A 17,387-nucleotide genomic window follows, 5' to 3' on the forward strand; every position below is an offset into this window, starting at 1 on the left:
CCAGTTAGACTGCTCCATGCGTTGTTGACCTATCGAACGTTAGGAATAATAAAAGCACACAACAGGCTAACTTGGGTTTTTTTGTCTCAAATTATTTAATGAGAGTGATGCCATGTTATTCAAAAAAATCGCTATTGCTGCTGCAGTTGCTACTACTTTAGCTTTCGTTGGTTGTGCTAAAAAAACTGAACAAGCTGCTGCTGATGCTAACACTGCTGCATCTCAAGCTGTAGAAGCTGCTTCTGAAGCTACTGCTGCTGCTGATGCTGCTACTCAAGGCGCTGCTTCTGAAGCTACTGCTGCTGCTGACACTGCTGTTGCTGCTGCTTCTGAAGCTGTAGATGCTGCTGCTGATGCTACTGCAACTGCTTCTGCTGCTCAATAATAGTCTTTTAGATTATTATCGAAAAAAGAGAACCTCTGGTTCTCTTTTTTTATATCTAAAATATTAATAGTCAATTTTTATATTTTATAATTATCTAATATAAACTACGTTACTCTACCTCAATAAAAATCAAATATACCCATTGCAAAGCTCTTCACTTATTTCTCTGCCCATTTTCAAATTACTGTCATAAAACACCATTATTCCCTCACTATCTTATTATCTCCTGAATTCATCATCTAACCATTATCAGTAGTTATGTAAACAATATTATTCAAATGATCTGCAATCACCCTATTAATAATTTATACAAAATATTTAGCAATAAAAAAGCCTTAAATGTAAAACATTTAAGGCTTCCTCAGACTCAAATCAATTAATCATCAATTTGTTCTGTTCCAACGCGTTGTCTAAATTTTTGACCAGCGCGGAACGTTACAACTCGACGGGCTGAAATCGGAATTTCTTCACCAGTCTTGGGATTACGACCAGGACGTTGACGTTTATCACGTAACTCAAAGTTACCGAATCCTGAAAGTTTGACTTGTTCGCCGGCAATTAATGCTTGGCTAATTTCATCAAAAAACAACTCAACCATTTGCTTTGCTTCACGACGATTTAAACTCGTGAGCTCGCTCAAATGATCAGCCATTTCTGCTTTTGTTAATGCTGTCATGAGGCCCTCAATGTCGCTTGGTAAGTGCTTTCCAACACTTCAATTACTTGATCCATACCGGATTTAATTTCAGCATCTTCAAGCGTACGGGATGGATGTTGCCATAACAATGCAAATGCTAAAGAGCGTTTACCTTGTTCAACACCTTGACCAGTGTACACATCGAATAACCAAGCCGAGTCTAAAAGCTCACTACCCGTTTTTTCGATAAGTTGCTGAATTTCGCTTACATTAATCTTATCACTAATTAAAAGTGCAATATCACGTCTAACCGATGGAAATCGTGATAATTCTGTAAAATTAGATACATAAGTTTGCAAAACAGCCAACTGATCGAGTTCAGCCACCCAAGTTTCGCTTAAATCTAACTTATCCTCCAAAGATGGGTGTAAACGACCTAAGTAACCAATCGATTTTCCGGCCACTAAAATTTCAGCAGATTGTCCTGGATGTAACCACTCACGTTCCGAACGAACATATTCAACTTGAACACGTCCAGCAGCTAAAACTTCCTCAACCTCACCTTTGAGATCAAAGAAATCCATTGCTTGTGGTTTGCCATGCCAAGATTCAGCTTGCTTAGAGCCTACAGCAATCATTGCGAGTGTTGGGATCTGTTTTAAATCATCAATGCTTTGAGCATTTTGATAATCAAAACGTAAACCCAATTCAAAGAAACGAACACGATTTTGTTGACGGTTAAGGTTGTATTGTACGCACGGAATTAAACTTGAAAGTAACGTCGAGCGCATCACAGCCAAATCACTTGAAATCGGATTGGCTAAAGCCAAAGGATTTACATTTGGATTTAACTGTTTTTCAAGTTTTAAATCTGCAAAGCTAAAGCTAATTGCTTCTTGATAACCAAGTGTCACCAAAGTTTGACGTAATTCTGGAAGTTCAAACTGATCTTGATGCTTCGCAAGTTTCACATCAATCACAGGTAGACTCATTTTAATATTGTCATAACCATGTATACGAGCAACTTCTTCGATCAAATCTTGATAAATCGCCATATCATAACGATGTGAAGGTGGAACTACACTCCACTCACCTTCTGCTTTCACGGTAACTTCACAGCCTAAACGCTGTAAAGCATCCGTAATAAATGCAGATTCCACTTGATAACCTAGTAGTTGATCGACCTGAGCTTGCTTTAACTCAATCGCTTCACGCGTTGGTAATAACTCAGCTTTTTCAGTCACAGTAATTGGACCAAACTCACCCCCCGCTAAATCTGCAATCAATTGTGATGCACGATGCATTGCGATCATTGGCAATTCAAAGTCCACACCACGTTCATAGCGTTGAGAAGCATCGGTATGTAAACCATAACGACGTGCACGACCTGCAATCGCTAATGGCGCAAAGAATGCTGATTCCAAGAAAATTTCAGTGGTTGCATCGGTAATAGATGAAGATAATCCACCCATAATCCCTGCAACTGCCAATACTTTTTCATCATCAGCAATGACCATGATTTTTTCATCAAGTTCAACTTCTTGCTCATTCAACAACACTAATTTTTCATTGGCTGTTGCTTGACGTACATGTACTGCACCCTGAACTTTACCTGCATCAAATGCATGTAAGGGTTGACCAAGCTCCATCAACACATAGTTGGTAATATCAACCAAAATACTGTGTTGACGAATACCTGAACGTGATAATGCTTGTTCCATCCATGTAGGCGTTACTGCTTTGGTATTCACATTTTTGATCACACGACCTAAATAACGTGGGCAACCTTCAGTACTAACAACTACTTTTTTCTCATCAGTAATTGTTGCAGCAACTTCTTTAATCTCAGGCGCTGTGACAACCAATTGGTTAATCACAGCAATTTCACGTGCAATACCGCGAACACTGAAACAGTCACCACGGTTTGGCGTAATGCTAATATCAACCACATGATCATCTAGGTTTAAATATTCACGGATATTGATACCAATCGGTGCATCAGCAGGAAGCTCTAAAAGACCATCAATTTTATCTTCAAGGTCAATTTCAGAAGCACCACACAACATTCCTTGTGATTCCATACCACGAAGTTTGCCTTTCTTGATTTTGAAATCACCTGGTAAAACTGCACCAATGGTTGCAACAGGTGCTTTCATACCGACACGTACGTTTGGCGCACCACATACAATCTGTAATGGCTCACCTGAACCAATATTGACAGTCGTCACACGTAAACGATCAGCATCAGGATGCTGAACGACAGTCAGAACCTCACCAACCACAACACCTGTAAATGCTTTCGCAGCAGGAACCATTTCATCCACTTCAAGACCCAACATGGTCAATTGATCAGATAAGGTTTCACTGTTTACAGCAGGATTCACCCACGTGCGTAACCAATTTTCGCTAATTTTCATACATTCATTCCTTAATCTCCCCTAACCCTTCTTTTTTAAAAGAAGGGAAACACATCCACTATATTTTCAGTAGGAAAGTCCACCTTTATTAAAGGGGATTTAGGGGGATTTCAATAATTTTTAAATAACCGATAAACCATTAAGCAAATTGGCGTAAGAAACGCACATCATTTTGGTAGAACATACGTAAGTCATTAATGCCATAGCGCAACATTGCAAAACGCTCAACACCTAAACCAAACGCAAAACCTTTATATTTTTCAGGATCAATACCCGCAGCTTGAAGTACATTCGGATGCACCATACCGCAACCCAAAACCTCTAACCAACGACCACGCTCATCCATAATATCCACTTCGGCACTTGGTTCAGTGAATGGGAAATAAGATGGACGGAAACGTACAGTTAAATCTTTTTCGAAGAATTCATTCAACAAATTCACCAATAAACCTTTCAGCTCTGCGAAGCTGGTATTTTCAGCCACGTATAAACCTTCAATTTGATGGAACATTGGCGAATGCGTTTGATCTGAGTCACAACGATATACACGACCCGGACATACAATACGAATCGGTGGTTGAGTCGTTTCCATGGTACGAATTTGTACGCCCGAAGTATGAGTACGCAATAAATGATTCACATCAAAATAGAACGTATCATGCATGGCACGTGCAGGGTGATGTCCCGGAATATTCAATGCTTCAAAGTTGTGATAGTCATCTTCAACTTCTGGACCCGTTGCAACAGTAAAACCTGCTTTGGTAAAGAATTGGCAAATCCGCTCTTGCACTTGAGTCACTGGGTGAATACTACCCACAGTTTGACCACGACCTGGCAAAGTAATGTCAATGGTTTCATTAGCAAGCTTTTGTTCTAATGCAGCTTTTTGTAATTCTGTCTGACGTTCAGTTAAAGCTGTGGTAATCGCTTCACGCACAGCATGAATTTGCGCACCAAAAACCTTACGTTCTTCAGGATCCATTTTGCCCAATGATTTTGACTGTTCAGCAAGCAGGCTTTTCTTCCCCGTGAATTGCACTCGTACTTGATCGAGTGTAGCAAGGTCTTGAGCTGCTGCAATCGCAGCGAGCGCTTCAGTGGTCAGGGCTTCCAATGACATAGTAACTCTCAAAGCAACAATTTAGAAAAATAATATAACTCGCTATTCTAACAGTTTTTATGCAGATGGATGAAGCCTCCTAAACAGGAAAATTAGATTAGTAATATGATTTATAAAAAGTATAAGATAATCAGACTGTCAATGAGATCAATAACAATGGCACTCGACCAAATCTGGAAGCAACAACTTACGCTCATTACTTATGGTAATGAATATCTCACTCAAGATTTAAGTTTTAATCGTTGGGTGCAACATTCTATATTCAATCAGCATGCGCTTCTGTTTAGAGACTTGCTCTCACAACATTTGCTTGCACAACATTTTCAGATTTGGCTAGAAGGTCTGAAAAAACAAGGTGTATATAGAATCAGTTTGCATAGCTCAAGTGTTCTGAATGATGAACAGAATCCAAATGCAAATGTAGAGTTATTACCGATTGCGCATTTTATTGTCAGCCATGAAAAGACCAAAAAAACTGCATGGATTTTTGGTAAAGAACTGGCTGAATGGTACACAGCAGATAATGATTATGATATTCCAACTGAACAACGTTCGAATATTCGACATGAAACCTTTTGGCGCTTTGATTTAAATCCCAAAATAATTAAACGAATTGATCAGGATTTGATTCAACCGAATTGGGATGATATTCAGCTTTATACAGATAATGAATTATTTGATACACGCTATGCACAAGGCTTTCAAGAACCAACCCATAAAGATTTACCCTATTATGGTATGCAGCAAGCTTTGACTAAAAATGGCGAGCTTTCAAAACAAAGTATCTACTTATCTTTATTACCAACGGATTACCAAGCTGATTATGCCCACGAGACTTTATACCGTTTAGATGCTTTGTCTGGCTTTTTACAAGAAAAAATTAAACATCCATACAATGAGAATGGTGAAAGTTTAAACCCAGATGAACAACTAAACCTACGGCATTTTGCTCAAAAGCTTGATGATTTAACGGAGAAATTTATCGTTAAAGTTGCTAATCATTATAAAACAGCACGTTTAACACCGAAAGAAATTGCTTCACCTTTTGATCATACTACGACTGAGAACAAGCAAACATCCCGAGTTAAAGCAAATGCTTCAGATCATAAAGTCGGTAAATCAAGTGTTCTGACTTTAATTATCATTACCATCATCATTTGCCTTGCCGCTTATTACTTTGGTTTATAAATGCTCGGAATAAAAGAAAGCAACTTTAGAGTTGCTTTCTGACTTCCATTAAAGCAAAACCAAGTAAATTCAGGCCTTTCCATTGTAAAGGTTGCTGTGTTTTTTCATCATCTGTTGAAAGACCAATTCCCCAAATTTTATCAACAGGAGAGGCTTCAACAATTACGCTGTCAGATGTATTCAGTAAAAATTGTTTTAAATCTAAATTCTGTGAAAATTTAGCCAAATTACCTTGAACGACAATTTCAAAACGACGCTCTACCCACATCTCTTCATTATAATTTTTGACTAAACGACCTAAAGCTTTCACCTCTTTAGGATTTTCAGCTTTAAGAATTTTTTCAAAAATTCCATCATCTTTAAATAATCTTGCTTTTTGCGCCATCATAAACTGTTCCGCATTTTGATAAGTATAACCATCAACTTCAAAGACAGATGGATACCACTGACTAAAACAACTCTTATCCACAATATCTTTGTGTTTTGGCGTATGCCCCCAAAAGCATAAATATTTTAAAGGGTGCCCCTTGCGAACTTGTTCTTGTAAATCTTCTAAATACTGAATATCACTCATTATATTGCGATCTCTATATACTTTCTAAATTCAAAACTAAACATCTAAACTTTGCACTCAATCTTTATATCGCAACTGTTAAATGATCTTAGCAACTGAGTAAACGAAACATTCAAAAGGTCAATTTCTACATCTTTAAAGCTGTTGTAAAAACGTCTGTACTTCTTTTCTCGATCTCAAATGAATAAACTGGATATGTGCATATTTTGGATTACGCATTCTCTCTAAGTATTTTTTACGATTTTTACGGTAGGTTTTGATCATCCACCATAAAATAGAATCTCGACTCAGCATTCTTTGAAAGCTTTCCTGATTATTCGAGTTTTCCCATAGTTTTTCTTTTGATAGCGCACGTGTTACTGCACGTTGCACAGATTGAAATAGATTAATGTGAAAAGGCATGTCCAACCAAATCACTGTTTCAACATCTTCCCATGTAATGTACTGAGTCCGCGTGTAATTTCCATCAACCACCCAACCTTCTGATGCTAAATCCAATTGATTGCGTAATTTTTCAAAAAAAGGCTCATCTGGTGTTTCTTGCCAATCATCTAACCACAATAAATCATCCAACTGGATATAAGCTAAGTCTAACTTTTCAGCGAGTTTTTTTGAAAAGGTGGTCTTTCCACTGCCTGTTGTACCAATTACATTAATTTTTTTCAGCACTTTTATTTCCCCCAATAAAAAAAGTAGCCAATTCTAGCTACTTTTAATAGATTTTCTACATAAAACTTTTTCATTACACCATAGAGAGCAAAGAAAAGACTGTTAGTACAAATGTAAAATATTCGATCTATTTTATAAAAATTAATTGATAGGTTTCAGCGTTATCGTAATTTTATGCTCATCTGCATGTTGGTTAATATAATGACTAATCGATGCAACTTCACCATGCACTTCCGCATCAGCACCATACATTACCCGTAAATACTCACCTTCACGTGGCAAAACCTCTAAATTCACTTCTATTGTGCCCTGCTCTAAACCTTCAATATGAACCTGCATGTAAAACTCCAATTTTTATTGTCTTTACAATCTATGCAAAGTTACTCGAAACGAATATGAGTTTCATGTAGATGTTGTGTAATGCATCTACACAAATTGAATTAATCATCATATTCAAGATCAGCTTCATCTACATTAATAAAATCAGGTTCCGGTGTTTGCTCGAACTGCACAGCAGAAATATAGGTTTGATGATGCAACTTTGCCTTCGCCACTCGGTGCATACCATCCATCAATCTTCCATCTGCACATAGGATGATGGGATAACTTAAATCCGCAGCATTGATCAATTCAATATGCTCAATAATCTGTTGAGTCGTGGGATGTATATCTGAAAACCAATAAGCTTCGTTAAGTTCTTTTATCTCAGACAAAAGAATATTTTTAACTTTAAAATTTTGACTCAGTTCAACCAAACGATGAACATCCCAAATATAGGTATCTTCACCAACCTCACGGAAGTGATATTGTTTTCTCATCAATTAATATTCATGCTATGCGATTACTAAACAAATAATAACAGGTAAATCATAAGTGTATTTAGAAAGAGCATATAGACAAATTGCTTTAATTAGCTATGGAAATGAATATTTAACAAGCTCTATTGAATCTGAAATTTTAGATCGCCACCCTTTACTATTTAACCATTTCCCCATTTTACGAGACTTACAACACGGCACACTTTTATGCGGCTCAGCATCTCACATATTGAATAGTTTAAAAGAGCTTGGGGCTACAAGATTAAGTTTACATATTGCTAGTGATCTTACATTTCCTCAATTAGAATCTAAAATTTTTTATTTTAGTGACTCTGAAAATGCATTCTGTATTATTGCTCATTTTCCTGAACAACAATATAAAGTCTTAATTTCGTGTCAAGAAAAAGCGCAATGGCAATCTTTTGATGAACATCAAAATGAGATATTTTCGAATTACTCTAACTACTATAATCAAACTGAAGCTTATACCTTACATGAATTAGAACTTGAAAATATTCAAATCATTGAACAAGATTTACGCCTTATTAACTGGGAACTCTTTTTAAAGGAATTTGAAAAACATGTATATTGTAATGCCATTGCAAAAAGGTATGGTATCTATCCCATTCAATTAGAAACCAATAATTGTTATGAGGGAGATTTATTTAATCATCAAAAAGAGAAACAATATCCAATACTTCCTTTCACCTTTCATAAAAATTATGCATCCAATTTACTTGAAAATACCGCAATACTTAAAAGACAATATGACGGTGCATCACATCCTAAAAATGAGTACTCAGATTATATACAAATGGATGATCAGGCAAAACAAGATTTTGATGTAGCTTCATCTGCCCTATCATTAATTCACCCCATTCTTATAAAGCACTGTGCTAATCACTATCAAAACTCTGGTATTCATAATCATCATTATTTTACTGGACTGCAGATTCCATATACTCAATCAATAATAATCCTATAACTTCTGAAAATATTTTTACTCATCACGATTTAGGAACCAAAGAGACTAGAGAAAATTCTGAAACTTCGTCTTTCAGTTGGTGGGGATTTATAACGTTTTTATCGTATTTTCTTTGGTGTTACTGTGCATTATGGGCACTTGCTTATTTTGCTGTTCATTGGGGAAATATCTTTATACTCGTTATCGCTTTATTTTTTGCATTATATAAAGCTATTAAAAAATAACCCAATAAAAAAGACCGCTAAAAAGCGGTCTTTTTTTAAATCATCGTAGATGATTAAGCAGCTAATGCGCTTTTCGCTTTTTCAGCGATAGCAGCAAATGCAACTGCATCATGCATAGCGATGTCAGCAAGAACGCGACGATCGATGATGATTTGAGCTTTTTTCAAGCCAGAAATCATACGGCTGTATGACAAACCGTTTAAACGAGCACCAGCATTGATACGTGCAATCCACAAAGCGCGGAATTGACGTTTCTTTTGACGGCGGTCACGGTAAGCATATTGACCAGCTTTAATTACTGCTTGGAACGCTACGCGATAAACACGTGAACGCGCGCCATAGTAACCTTTAGCACGAGCAAGAATTTTTTTATGACGACGATGCGCCTGTACACCACGTTTTACACGAGCCATTTATAATCTCCTTAGATGTATGGGCACATACGACGAACTGATTTCACGTCACTTACGTGAACCATGACACAGCCGCGTAACTGACGAATACGCTTAGCAGATTTTTTGGTCAAAATGTGGCGTTTGAACGCTTGTTTACGCTTGATGCCGTTCGCAGTCGCTTTAAAGCGTTTAGCTGCACCACGGCGAGTTTTCATCTTAGGCATAACAACCTCTTTTGAACACCTGTTCGGAACGTCTGCACCATTGCAAAACGACCTGCAGGTAAGGGAGTCAGTATTCTAAAGTAAAACTGTATAAAACAAAAGCAAAAGCCACAATATTTTAGCTTCGTAGAGATAAATTTAAACACTATTTCCAATATCCAATAGCAGATGAATATGTAAACAAGTAAATGCTTAAGCTTTATAATAATCACCTTATGATAAAACTGAATCACTATGAACCCTGCGCAGGATGCTTTTGCAGCACTAAGATATAGAGACTTTTCAATTATTACGGTTAATCAGTTTTGTTTAACCCTCGCAATTTTAATTCAAGAAATTATTGTTGCTTATTCGCTGTATCAAATTACTAAAGATCCACTCACATTGGGCTTTATTGGTTTAGCTGAAGCCATTCCATTCATTGCCCTCTCCTTATGGGGTGGATATTTCGCAGATAAGTTTAATAAACAGACCATTATGAAAATCTGTTTATTCTTTGCTTTCCCATTACCCATTGTATTGTGGGGCTTATTTCACGCCTATGGCTTAGGTCATATTGGTATTGGTGAATTATCTTGGGGAATTTATGCCGTCATTTTTGGTTTAGGTACAATCCGTGGATTTTATAATCCATCTGCAACATCATTAAAACCGTTCTTAATCCCACGAGAGCTTTACGCCAATGGTGCAACATGGACGACTATTGGTTGGCAAAGTGGTGTCATTATTGGACCCATGCTGGGTGGTTTTATGTTGGCAGGTCTAGGACGTGAAACTAGCTTAATTTCTGTGGCAGTACTTCTGTTTATTTGCTTTTGTTTGATTTCTATTTTACAAAAACGCACATTCCCGCCGATAGAACACAATAATTTAAAAGATAGCTTAAGCGAAGGTTTCCGTTTTATTTGGAAAACCAAGATTGTACTTTGGGCAATTTCTTTAGATTTAGTATCCGTTCTTTTTGGTGGTGTGATCGCCCTGCTACCGATTTTTGCAGAAGATATTCTAAAAATTGGTCCAGAAGGCTTAGGTTATTTACGTGCTGCTCCTTCCATTGGTGCACTTGTGACCATGATTGCGCTGACCAAATTCCCACCGACCCATCATGCTTGGCGCAACATGCTACTTGCTGTCGCAGGTTTTGGTGTGTTTACGATTATCTTTGCATTCTCAAATTCAATGTGGTTATCTTTATTTGCCTTAATGATGACAGGTGCTTGTGACAGTATTTCGGTTGTGATTCGCCAAACGATTCTACAGATTTATCCACCTGAAAATATGCGTGGGCGGGTTGCTGCTGTGAATGGGATGTTTGTATCTTCAAGTAATGAGTTAGGTGCTTTTGAATCAGGCTTAGCCGCTAAATACATGGGAACCATTGCAGCTACACTTGTTGGTGGATGTATGACGATGGCCGTGGTTGCCCTGAGTTGGATGAAAACTTCTGATCTATTCAAAGTCGATATTACCAAAGGACATGAAGAGTCCAGAAAAGATTAAAACCGATAAGAAAGCACCAATCGGTGCTTTTTTCTATTGCGAGTTAGGAAAAATCAGGAAATACTTAGCTCAATTTAAATCCAATGCCCTATGCACCTTAAATGCATCATCGAAAATACGCTATGAAACGACTTGCTTGCCTTTCACTATTGATGACTTTGCCCATCACTGCAACTTATAGTGCTGATAATACATCAACAAAAAAACTTGCTGTGCAAAAAGTAACAGCTGAACCTGCTCATTTAACCACTCGAATTCAATGGATTAAATATCCGCAAGTTCAATATAAAAGTGAAGATTTAGAAAATTTGGATCGTTCGGCGATTATTCGTATTCGTGCAGATGAAACAGGCAAAGTGATTGCAACTGAAATACAAGAAAGTACAGGCTTAAAAGCTTTAGATCAAAAGCTTGTGAATGCTGTACATGCTGCCAAAGTAAAACCTTATATTAAAAATGGTACTGCTTTAGAGATTATTGGCTATCAAACATTTACCTTAAAAATGGATGATTCTGAGGATAAAGCGCCTCGTAAAAATGAATGCACTTATACGTTTGCTTCAAAGAATTGGTTAAAACAAGAAAAAAATAAATCTGTACCTTTTGAATATCAGCAACAACCGCAGCTCAAGCTCGATGAAAACTTATTAAAAAACCAAGATCGTCTGGTTAAATTTAAATTTAAAGTTGATAAGCACGGTGATGTAAGTAATGTGCAATTGAAAAAGCGCTCTGGTGTAAATGCTTTAGATCAACAAGTCATTGAAGCAGTTTCAAATGCGAAAGTGACGACAATCAGAAGTTATAAAACGTTGTGGATTTATAAAAAATCAACTTTAAATGATCAAATTGAATTTAAAGTGAATAAGTGTCAATAATCTAATCATTCAAGAATAGGGCTAGGGCTCCTAATGAGCCTTATTCTATTCTTCTTAAATTCACACTTAAAATCCAATACCCATTACAACAAAATAAATAAAAACATATCGACCTGTTTTTGCAATCGAAACGATCAACAAAAATCGCCAAAAACCTTCCTTCATTAATCCTGCAATTAAAGTAATTGGATCACCAATCACGGGGGTCCAACTAAGTAATAAAGACCAAAAACCATATTTTTGATAAATTCTTTCAGCTTTCAACATTTTAATTTCAGAAATAGGAAACCATTTTTTATCTTTAAATTTTTCTATTCTAAGCCCTAGATACCAATTAACACATGAGCCAAGGACATTACCTATAGAAGCAACTAAAATCAGAAGTAAAGCTGAATGTTTCGCTGAAACCAATAAAGCCACCAATACTGCTTCTGACTGTAAAGGAAGTAATGTGGCTGCACCAAATGCTGAAATGAATAAAAGAAGATAAGCCATGAAGTTAAGCAGTGACTTTCTTTGATCTAAGCTTATAGCTCAATATTGAAATCATCCATGGAAAAATGAAAGCCAACCAATAGCTCCAGTCAGATTTTACAATTTTTTGAAATATCGTAAGTTGTAACCTACCTTCTGAAACTGCATTCCAATTAATATCTAAATGAAGGTAAATATATCTAAAAACCACCATATAAATCGCCAGTGAACTCACCAAAATAACAGTATTTAGAATCGTTTGTCCTAATTTAATTTGAATGAAAGCAAAGACTAAAGAAAAGATGATACTTGGTACAGCAACGACTCCCAAAACAATCCTCCATAAATAATTCATAGCAGATTGATACTGCAATATTGAGCTTAGGATTGCAGCAATCCCAAGTATTGCAATAGATAGCGCAAAATGTTGTCTATACATATATTTGATCATGGCATATTCTGGCATCCATTTAGTCAAACTCTTGACGTTATTTTAGGTTTAAAGACTTTTTAGTCTTAAAGTATTCCCAATTTGCCCAAACAACTGCCAAACAAATAACCAATATTCGTGCCCATTGATAACGCTGTGCAATAGGTTCCAATATGGTTCGTTGTATACTCATATCTGTTGGATTTAAATGTGTAAGCAAACTCTGAATATGAATAATTTCAGCAAAATATAAAGCCAAGCATCCTGCTATACCCGCAATGACACTCCAATAAAGCTTCGAATTTTCTTCTAGGATACGCGTTAAATTAATAAAGAAGGCTTTCATCATCATATCCACATAGTAAAAAACCACCCTGAATGGTGGTTTTTAAGTTTAGCATAAAAATTTTTATACTTTGATCGACAACGCTCGTTGTACTGCAGGGCGAGCCGTCATGCGCTCCACATATTCTTTTACATATGGATAATCTTCTAATTGAATACCTTGCCATTCATAACGCAAGACCCACGGTAGAATTGCCATATCTGCAATTGAATATTCTCCAGCAATAAATTTTTGTCCAATGAGTTGCTTATTCAAAACACTATACAAACGCTTCGTTTCCATCATAAAACGTTCAATTGCATATGGAACTTGCTCTTTGGCAAATTTACTAAAATGATGATTTTGCCCAAGCATTGGACCAAATCCACCCATTTGCCACATCAACCACTGCTCTACTTCAACACGGTCTTGCTCATTTTCTGGATAATACAACCCAGTTTTACGCCCTAAATATTGTAAAATTGCACCTGATTCAAATACCGAAATCGACTCTCCATTCGGTCCATTTTGATCCACAATTGCAGGAATTTTATTATTTGGAGAAATTCTTAAGAAGTCAGGCTGAAATTGGTCATTTTCCATAATATTGACGGGAAATATTTGGTAATCCAAATCCATTTCTTCTAATGCTATTGTAATTTTATGACCATTGGGTGTGCCCCAATAATAGAGATCAATCATGTTATTTACCTTTTGCCTTTCTCGTTTTTTGCATCAGATTATTGAGCTTTATCACTAGTTATAGCATGTTTTAGGTCAATAAACATTAGAATTTAAATGGCTAAAATACATATTAAAGATGCTATTTCTAATTCTAAAAAAAGATTCATTTTTTTACTTTTTATTCTTGAAATCTAAAAAAGTACTCCTATATTTAAAGTACAGCAATGATGACTAACATATTGCTGGCAACCCTGCGGATGCAGAGATAAAAGTCTTGTTTATATAACTTTGCTTATTTTAGGAGGTTCTATCCATGAGTAACTTAAGTCTAAGCCCATTATTCCGTCGTAGTATCGGATTTGATCGTCTAAATGATTTATTTGATTACGCAATGCAAAGTGATACACCAAATTATCCACACTATAATATTGAAAAAACAGGTGATGATCACTATCGCATCGTTGTTTCAACAGCTGGATTTAATGAAGATCAGCTTGATGTGAATCTTGAAAATCAAGTGCTCACGATCACAGGTCAATCCGTTGAAGAAAAGTCTGATACGACTGTTGAGTTTTTGCATAAAGGTATTTCCAACCGTTCATTTAAACTTTCTTTACGTTTAGATGAGCATATTGAAGTACAACATGCCAACTATGAAAATGGTCTATTAAAAATAGAGTTACAGCGTATTCTTCCAGAAGAAAAGTTACCACGGCATATTCCAATTGGCCGAAAAGAAACACAACAACTTGCCTCACCTGAAGTGAAATAAGTCATAAAAAAGACCAGTTTCGGCTGGTCTTTTTTATGACAAGATCAAAATGAGAAAGCATAAAAAAGCACTGCGAATGCAGTGCTTTTTTATGTTCAACGAGTTATTACTTTTTCTTTTTAGGACCAAGTAACATACCCATTTGACGACCTTCCATTTTCGGTGATTGTTCAATCACACCAAAATCAGCCACGTCAGCTTCAATTTTTTGTAATTGAGCAAGACCGATTTGTTGGTGAGCCATTTCACGACCACGGAAACGCAAAGTAATTTTAACTTTGTTGCCTTCTTCAAGAAACTTCAGAATTGAGCGAAGTTTAATGTTGTAATCGCCAATATCTGTACCTGGACGCAACTTAATTTCTTTTACCTGAACTTGATGCTGTTTCTTTTTAGCATCTTTTTGCTTTTGCTTCAGATCAAATAAATGTTTGTTGAAATCCATAATTTTACAAACAGGTGGCTCGGCATTGGCAACAATCTCAACAAGATCAAGCTCAACTTCTTCCGCAGCACGCAACGCTTCAGCAAGTGAAACGATACCTTTTTGCTCCCCATCTGCAGCAACGAGACGTACTTCTTTCGCTTTGATCTCGTCATTTAATGCAGGACGATTGCTTTTAGCACCCTGTTGTTGGTTACGGTCAGGCTGTTTAATCTTTCTTACTCCACAATATACCGGCCACGTTCGGCTACGGCTGCTTTCACTAGGTCAACAAATGCATCAATTGACATAGTACCTAAATTTTTTCCAGAGCGAGTACGGACATTCACCGTCCCTTCCTCAACTTCACGATCACCTAGTACCAATAAGTAAGGAATACGCTCTAATGTACGTTCACGAATCTTAAAGCCGATCTTCTCATTTCTCAAGTCTGAAATCGCACGAATGCCATTTTCTTTGAGTTTTGCGGCCACTTGCTCACATGCAGCGCCTTGAGAATCGGTAATATTCATGACACATGCTTGTACTGGTGCTAACCATGGTGGCATAAAACCAGCATAGTGTTCAATTAGTATACCAATAAAACGTTCAAAACTACCAAGAATTGCACGATGTAACATCACAGGATGGTCACGATCGTTATCTTCTGTTACATATGAAGCTTCTAAACGTAACGGCATGTTTGGGTCATACTGAATTGTACCGCATTGCCAGATCCGACCTAAACAATCTTTTAAAGAGAATTCAATTTTTGGACCATAGAAGGCACCTTCACCGGGTTGTAAATCCCAAGGCAAGCCCGCTGCATCTAAAGCATCAGACAAAGCTTTTTCTGCACTATCCCACATTTCTTCTGTACCTACACGGTTTTCAGGACGTGTAGACAGTTTCATTTGTACTTCTTCAAAGCCAAAGTCTTTATAAACACCTAGAGTCAGTTTAATAAAATCTTCTACTTCTTTAGCAACTTGTTCAGTGGTACAGAAAATATGTGCATCATCTTGCGTAAAGCCACGTACACGCATAATACCGTGTAATGAACCTGATGGCTCGTTACGGTGACATGAACCAAACTCAGCCAAACGAATTGGAAGATCACGATAAGACTTTAAACCTTGGTTAAAGACTTGTACATGACAAGGACAATTCATTGGCTTCACAGCATAGTTACGACTCTCAGAATGCGTCGTAAACATGTTCTCTGCATAATTCGCTGCATGCCCTGATTTTTCCCACAAAGAAATATCAACCACTTGCGGTGTTTTAATTTCTTGGTAACCATTCTCTTCCTGAACTTTACGCATGTATTGTTCAAGTACTTGGTAAATAGTCCAACCATTCGGATGCCAGAACACCATACCTGGTGCTTCTTCTTGCATATGGAATAAGTCTAACGCTTTACCAATTTTACGATGGTCACGCTTTTCAGCTTCTTCAATACGTTTTACATAAGCAGCAAGTTCTTTTTTGTCTGCCCAAGCCGTACCATAAATACGTTGTAATTGTTCATTCTTCGCATCACCGCGCCAGTATGCACCGGAGATTTTAGTGAGTTTGAATGATTTTAAAAATTTAGTATTTGGTACATGCGGACCACGACACATATCTAAATAATCTTGATGGTAATAAAGCCCCATCTGAGTTTCTTCAGGCATGTCCGCAATTAAGCGCAATTTATATTCTTCACCACGCGCCGTAAATTCTGCAATCACTTCATCACGCGGTGTCATTTTTTTCACAACGTCATAATCTTGATCGATGAGCTTTTTCATGCGCGCTTCGATTGCAGCCATGTCGTCTAAAGTAAATGGACGAGGCATCCAGATGTCATAGTAGAAACCTTCTTCAATGACAGGACCAATCACCATTTTTGCTTCTGGGAACAATTGTTTAACGGCGTGACCCACTAAATGCGCACAAGAATGGCGAATAATTTCCACACCTTCTTGGTTTTTAGGCGTGATAATTTCAAGCGTTGCATCTTCAGTAATGAAATCACTTGCATCGACAAGGCGACCATTTACACGCCCTGCTACGGTGTTTTTTGCAAGACCGGGACCGATGCTTTGTGCAACTTCCATGACAGAAACGGCTTGATCAAAAGTTTTTTGATCACCATTTGGCAATGTGATAATAGGCATATTTAAAAATCCTTAAGGAGTGATGCCCCGTACAATGGAGCATGTCACCGCGAGATTATGATCGAGACAAAGCTCAAAAGATAAAATCGGTGGAACATTATA

Annotated in this window: 21 protein-coding genes; 6 read left to right on the forward strand and 15 right to left on the reverse strand. The window is 37.1% G+C overall.

Annotation, left to right across the window (positions count from 1 at the left end; genetic code table 11):
* Nucleotides 1-112 precede the first annotated feature (112 nt).
* Nucleotides 113-385: a hypothetical protein gene (locus B9T35_RS00090; protein WP_086189111.1), complete on the forward strand. Its 273-nt coding sequence runs from the start codon at nt 113-115 to the stop codon at nt 383-385.
* 376 nt (nt 386-761) lie between these two features.
* Here B9T35_RS00090 and B9T35_RS00095 read toward each other — a convergent pair whose 3' ends face one another.
* The 3 genes from B9T35_RS00095 to pheS form a co-directional block, all read right to left on the reverse strand.
* The gene (locus B9T35_RS00095; RefSeq protein WP_086189112.1) at nt 762-1,061 is read right to left on the reverse strand and encodes an integration host factor subunit alpha; all 300 of its coding nucleotides are present in this window, start codon (nt 1,059-1,061) and stop codon (nt 762-764) included.
* A complete protein-coding gene (gene pheT, locus B9T35_RS00100) occupies nt 1,058-3,439 on the reverse strand; it encodes a phenylalanine--tRNA ligase subunit beta (RefSeq protein ID WP_086189113.1) in 2,382 nt (793 codons plus the stop codon). Before pheT ends, B9T35_RS00095 begins: the two co-directional genes overlap by 4 nt.
* A gap of 139 nt (nt 3,440-3,578) precedes the next feature.
* A complete protein-coding gene (gene pheS, locus B9T35_RS00105) occupies nt 3,579-4,559 on the reverse strand; it encodes a phenylalanine--tRNA ligase subunit alpha (RefSeq protein ID WP_086189114.1) in 981 nt (326 codons plus the stop codon).
* Between the two features lie 156 nt (nt 4,560-4,715).
* On the opposite strand from pheS, the gene B9T35_RS00110 reads away from it, so the two are divergent.
* Entirely contained in the window at nt 4,716-5,747 is a 1,032-nt protein-coding gene (locus B9T35_RS00110; RefSeq protein WP_086189115.1) for a hypothetical protein, read from the forward strand.
* Between the two features lie 25 nt (nt 5,748-5,772).
* Here the strand turns inward: B9T35_RS00110 and B9T35_RS00115 are convergent, their stop codons facing one another.
* From B9T35_RS00115 to B9T35_RS00130, 4 genes are all read right to left on the reverse strand, one after another.
* Entirely contained in the window at nt 5,773-6,321 is a 549-nt protein-coding gene (locus tag B9T35_RS00115) for an NADAR family protein (protein WP_086189116.1), read from the reverse strand.
* A 135-nt stretch (nt 6,322-6,456) separates the two neighbouring features.
* A complete protein-coding gene (locus tag B9T35_RS00120) occupies nt 6,457-6,987 on the reverse strand; it encodes an AAA family ATPase (RefSeq protein ID WP_086189514.1) in 531 nt (176 codons plus the stop codon).
* 144 nt (nt 6,988-7,131) lie between these two features.
* Complete coding sequence (locus B9T35_RS00125) at nt 7,132-7,329, reverse strand: hypothetical protein (protein WP_086189117.1); 198 nt, start codon at nt 7,327-7,329, stop codon at nt 7,132-7,134.
* Between the two features lie 101 nt (nt 7,330-7,430).
* Nucleotides 7,431-7,808, reverse strand: coding sequence for a hypothetical protein (locus B9T35_RS00130; protein WP_086189118.1), 378 nt, complete (start codon nt 7,806-7,808; stop codon nt 7,431-7,433).
* A gap of 55 nt (nt 7,809-7,863) precedes the next feature.
* Between B9T35_RS00130 and B9T35_RS00135 the strand changes: the two genes are divergently transcribed.
* Nucleotides 7,864-8,793: a hypothetical protein gene (locus tag B9T35_RS00135; protein ID WP_086189119.1), complete on the forward strand. Its 930-nt coding sequence runs from the start codon at nt 7,864-7,866 to the stop codon at nt 8,791-8,793.
* Nucleotides 8,794-9,070: 277 nt separating this feature from the next.
* Here the strand turns inward: B9T35_RS00135 and rplT are convergent, their stop codons facing one another.
* Both rplT and rpmI read right to left on the reverse strand, forming a co-directional pair.
* Entirely contained in the window at nt 9,071-9,430 is a 360-nt protein-coding gene (rplT, locus tag B9T35_RS00140) for a 50S ribosomal protein L20 (protein WP_086189120.1), read from the reverse strand.
* Between the two features lie 11 nt (nt 9,431-9,441).
* Entirely contained in the window at nt 9,442-9,636 is a 195-nt protein-coding gene (rpmI, locus tag B9T35_RS00145) for a 50S ribosomal protein L35 (RefSeq protein WP_086189121.1), read from the reverse strand.
* A gap of 234 nt (nt 9,637-9,870) precedes the next feature.
* Between rpmI and B9T35_RS00150 the strand changes: the two genes are divergently transcribed.
* Together B9T35_RS00150 and B9T35_RS00155 are read left to right on the forward strand one after the other, a co-directional pair.
* On the forward strand, nt 9,871-11,136 hold the full coding sequence (locus B9T35_RS00150; protein WP_086189122.1) for an MFS transporter: 1,266 nt from the start codon (nt 9,871-9,873) through the stop codon (nt 11,134-11,136).
* A gap of 122 nt (nt 11,137-11,258) precedes the next feature.
* A complete protein-coding gene (locus B9T35_RS00155; RefSeq protein ID WP_086189515.1) occupies nt 11,259-12,014 on the forward strand; it encodes an energy transducer TonB in 756 nt (251 codons plus the stop codon).
* Nucleotides 12,015-12,080: 66 nt separating this feature from the next.
* Here B9T35_RS00155 and B9T35_RS00160 read toward each other — a convergent pair whose 3' ends face one another.
* From B9T35_RS00160 to B9T35_RS00175, 4 genes are all read right to left on the reverse strand, one after another.
* A complete protein-coding gene (locus tag B9T35_RS00160) occupies nt 12,081-12,509 on the reverse strand; it encodes a YqaA family protein (protein ID WP_086189123.1) in 429 nt (142 codons plus the stop codon).
* 4 nt (nt 12,510-12,513) lie between these two features.
* Complete coding sequence (locus tag B9T35_RS00165) at nt 12,514-12,954, reverse strand: hypothetical protein (RefSeq protein ID WP_086189124.1); 441 nt, start codon at nt 12,952-12,954, stop codon at nt 12,514-12,516.
* Nucleotides 12,955-12,976: 22 nt separating this feature from the next.
* Nucleotides 12,977-13,264, reverse strand: a complete 288-nt coding sequence (locus B9T35_RS00170; protein ID WP_086189125.1) for a hypothetical protein — start codon at nt 13,262-13,264, stop codon at nt 12,977-12,979.
* Between the two features lie 63 nt (nt 13,265-13,327).
* On the reverse strand, nt 13,328-13,945 hold the full coding sequence (locus tag B9T35_RS00175; protein WP_086189126.1) for a glutathione S-transferase N-terminal domain-containing protein: 618 nt from the start codon (nt 13,943-13,945) through the stop codon (nt 13,328-13,330).
* A gap of 295 nt (nt 13,946-14,240) precedes the next feature.
* Between B9T35_RS00175 and B9T35_RS00180 the strand changes: the two genes are divergently transcribed.
* Nucleotides 14,241-14,699, forward strand: coding sequence for an Hsp20 family protein (locus B9T35_RS00180; RefSeq protein ID WP_086189127.1), 459 nt, complete (start codon nt 14,241-14,243; stop codon nt 14,697-14,699).
* Between the two features lie 106 nt (nt 14,700-14,805).
* Here the strand turns inward: B9T35_RS00180 and infC are convergent, their stop codons facing one another.
* On the reverse strand, nt 14,806-15,357 hold the full coding sequence (gene infC / locus B9T35_RS00185; RefSeq protein ID WP_086189128.1) for a translation initiation factor IF-3: 552 nt from the start codon (nt 15,355-15,357) through the stop codon (nt 14,806-14,808).
* Nucleotides 15,358-15,362: 5 nt separating this feature from the next.
* Nucleotides 15,363-17,285, reverse strand: coding sequence for a threonine--tRNA ligase (thrS, locus tag B9T35_RS00190; protein WP_086189129.1), 1,923 nt, complete (start codon nt 17,283-17,285; stop codon nt 15,363-15,365).
* Between the last annotated feature and the right edge of the window lie 102 nt (nt 17,286-17,387).

Origin of the sequence: Acinetobacter sp. ANC 3832 (assembly GCF_002135415.1) — a bacterium.
In the GTDB taxonomy this organism is placed as follows: Bacteria; Pseudomonadota; Gammaproteobacteria; order Pseudomonadales; family Moraxellaceae; genus Acinetobacter.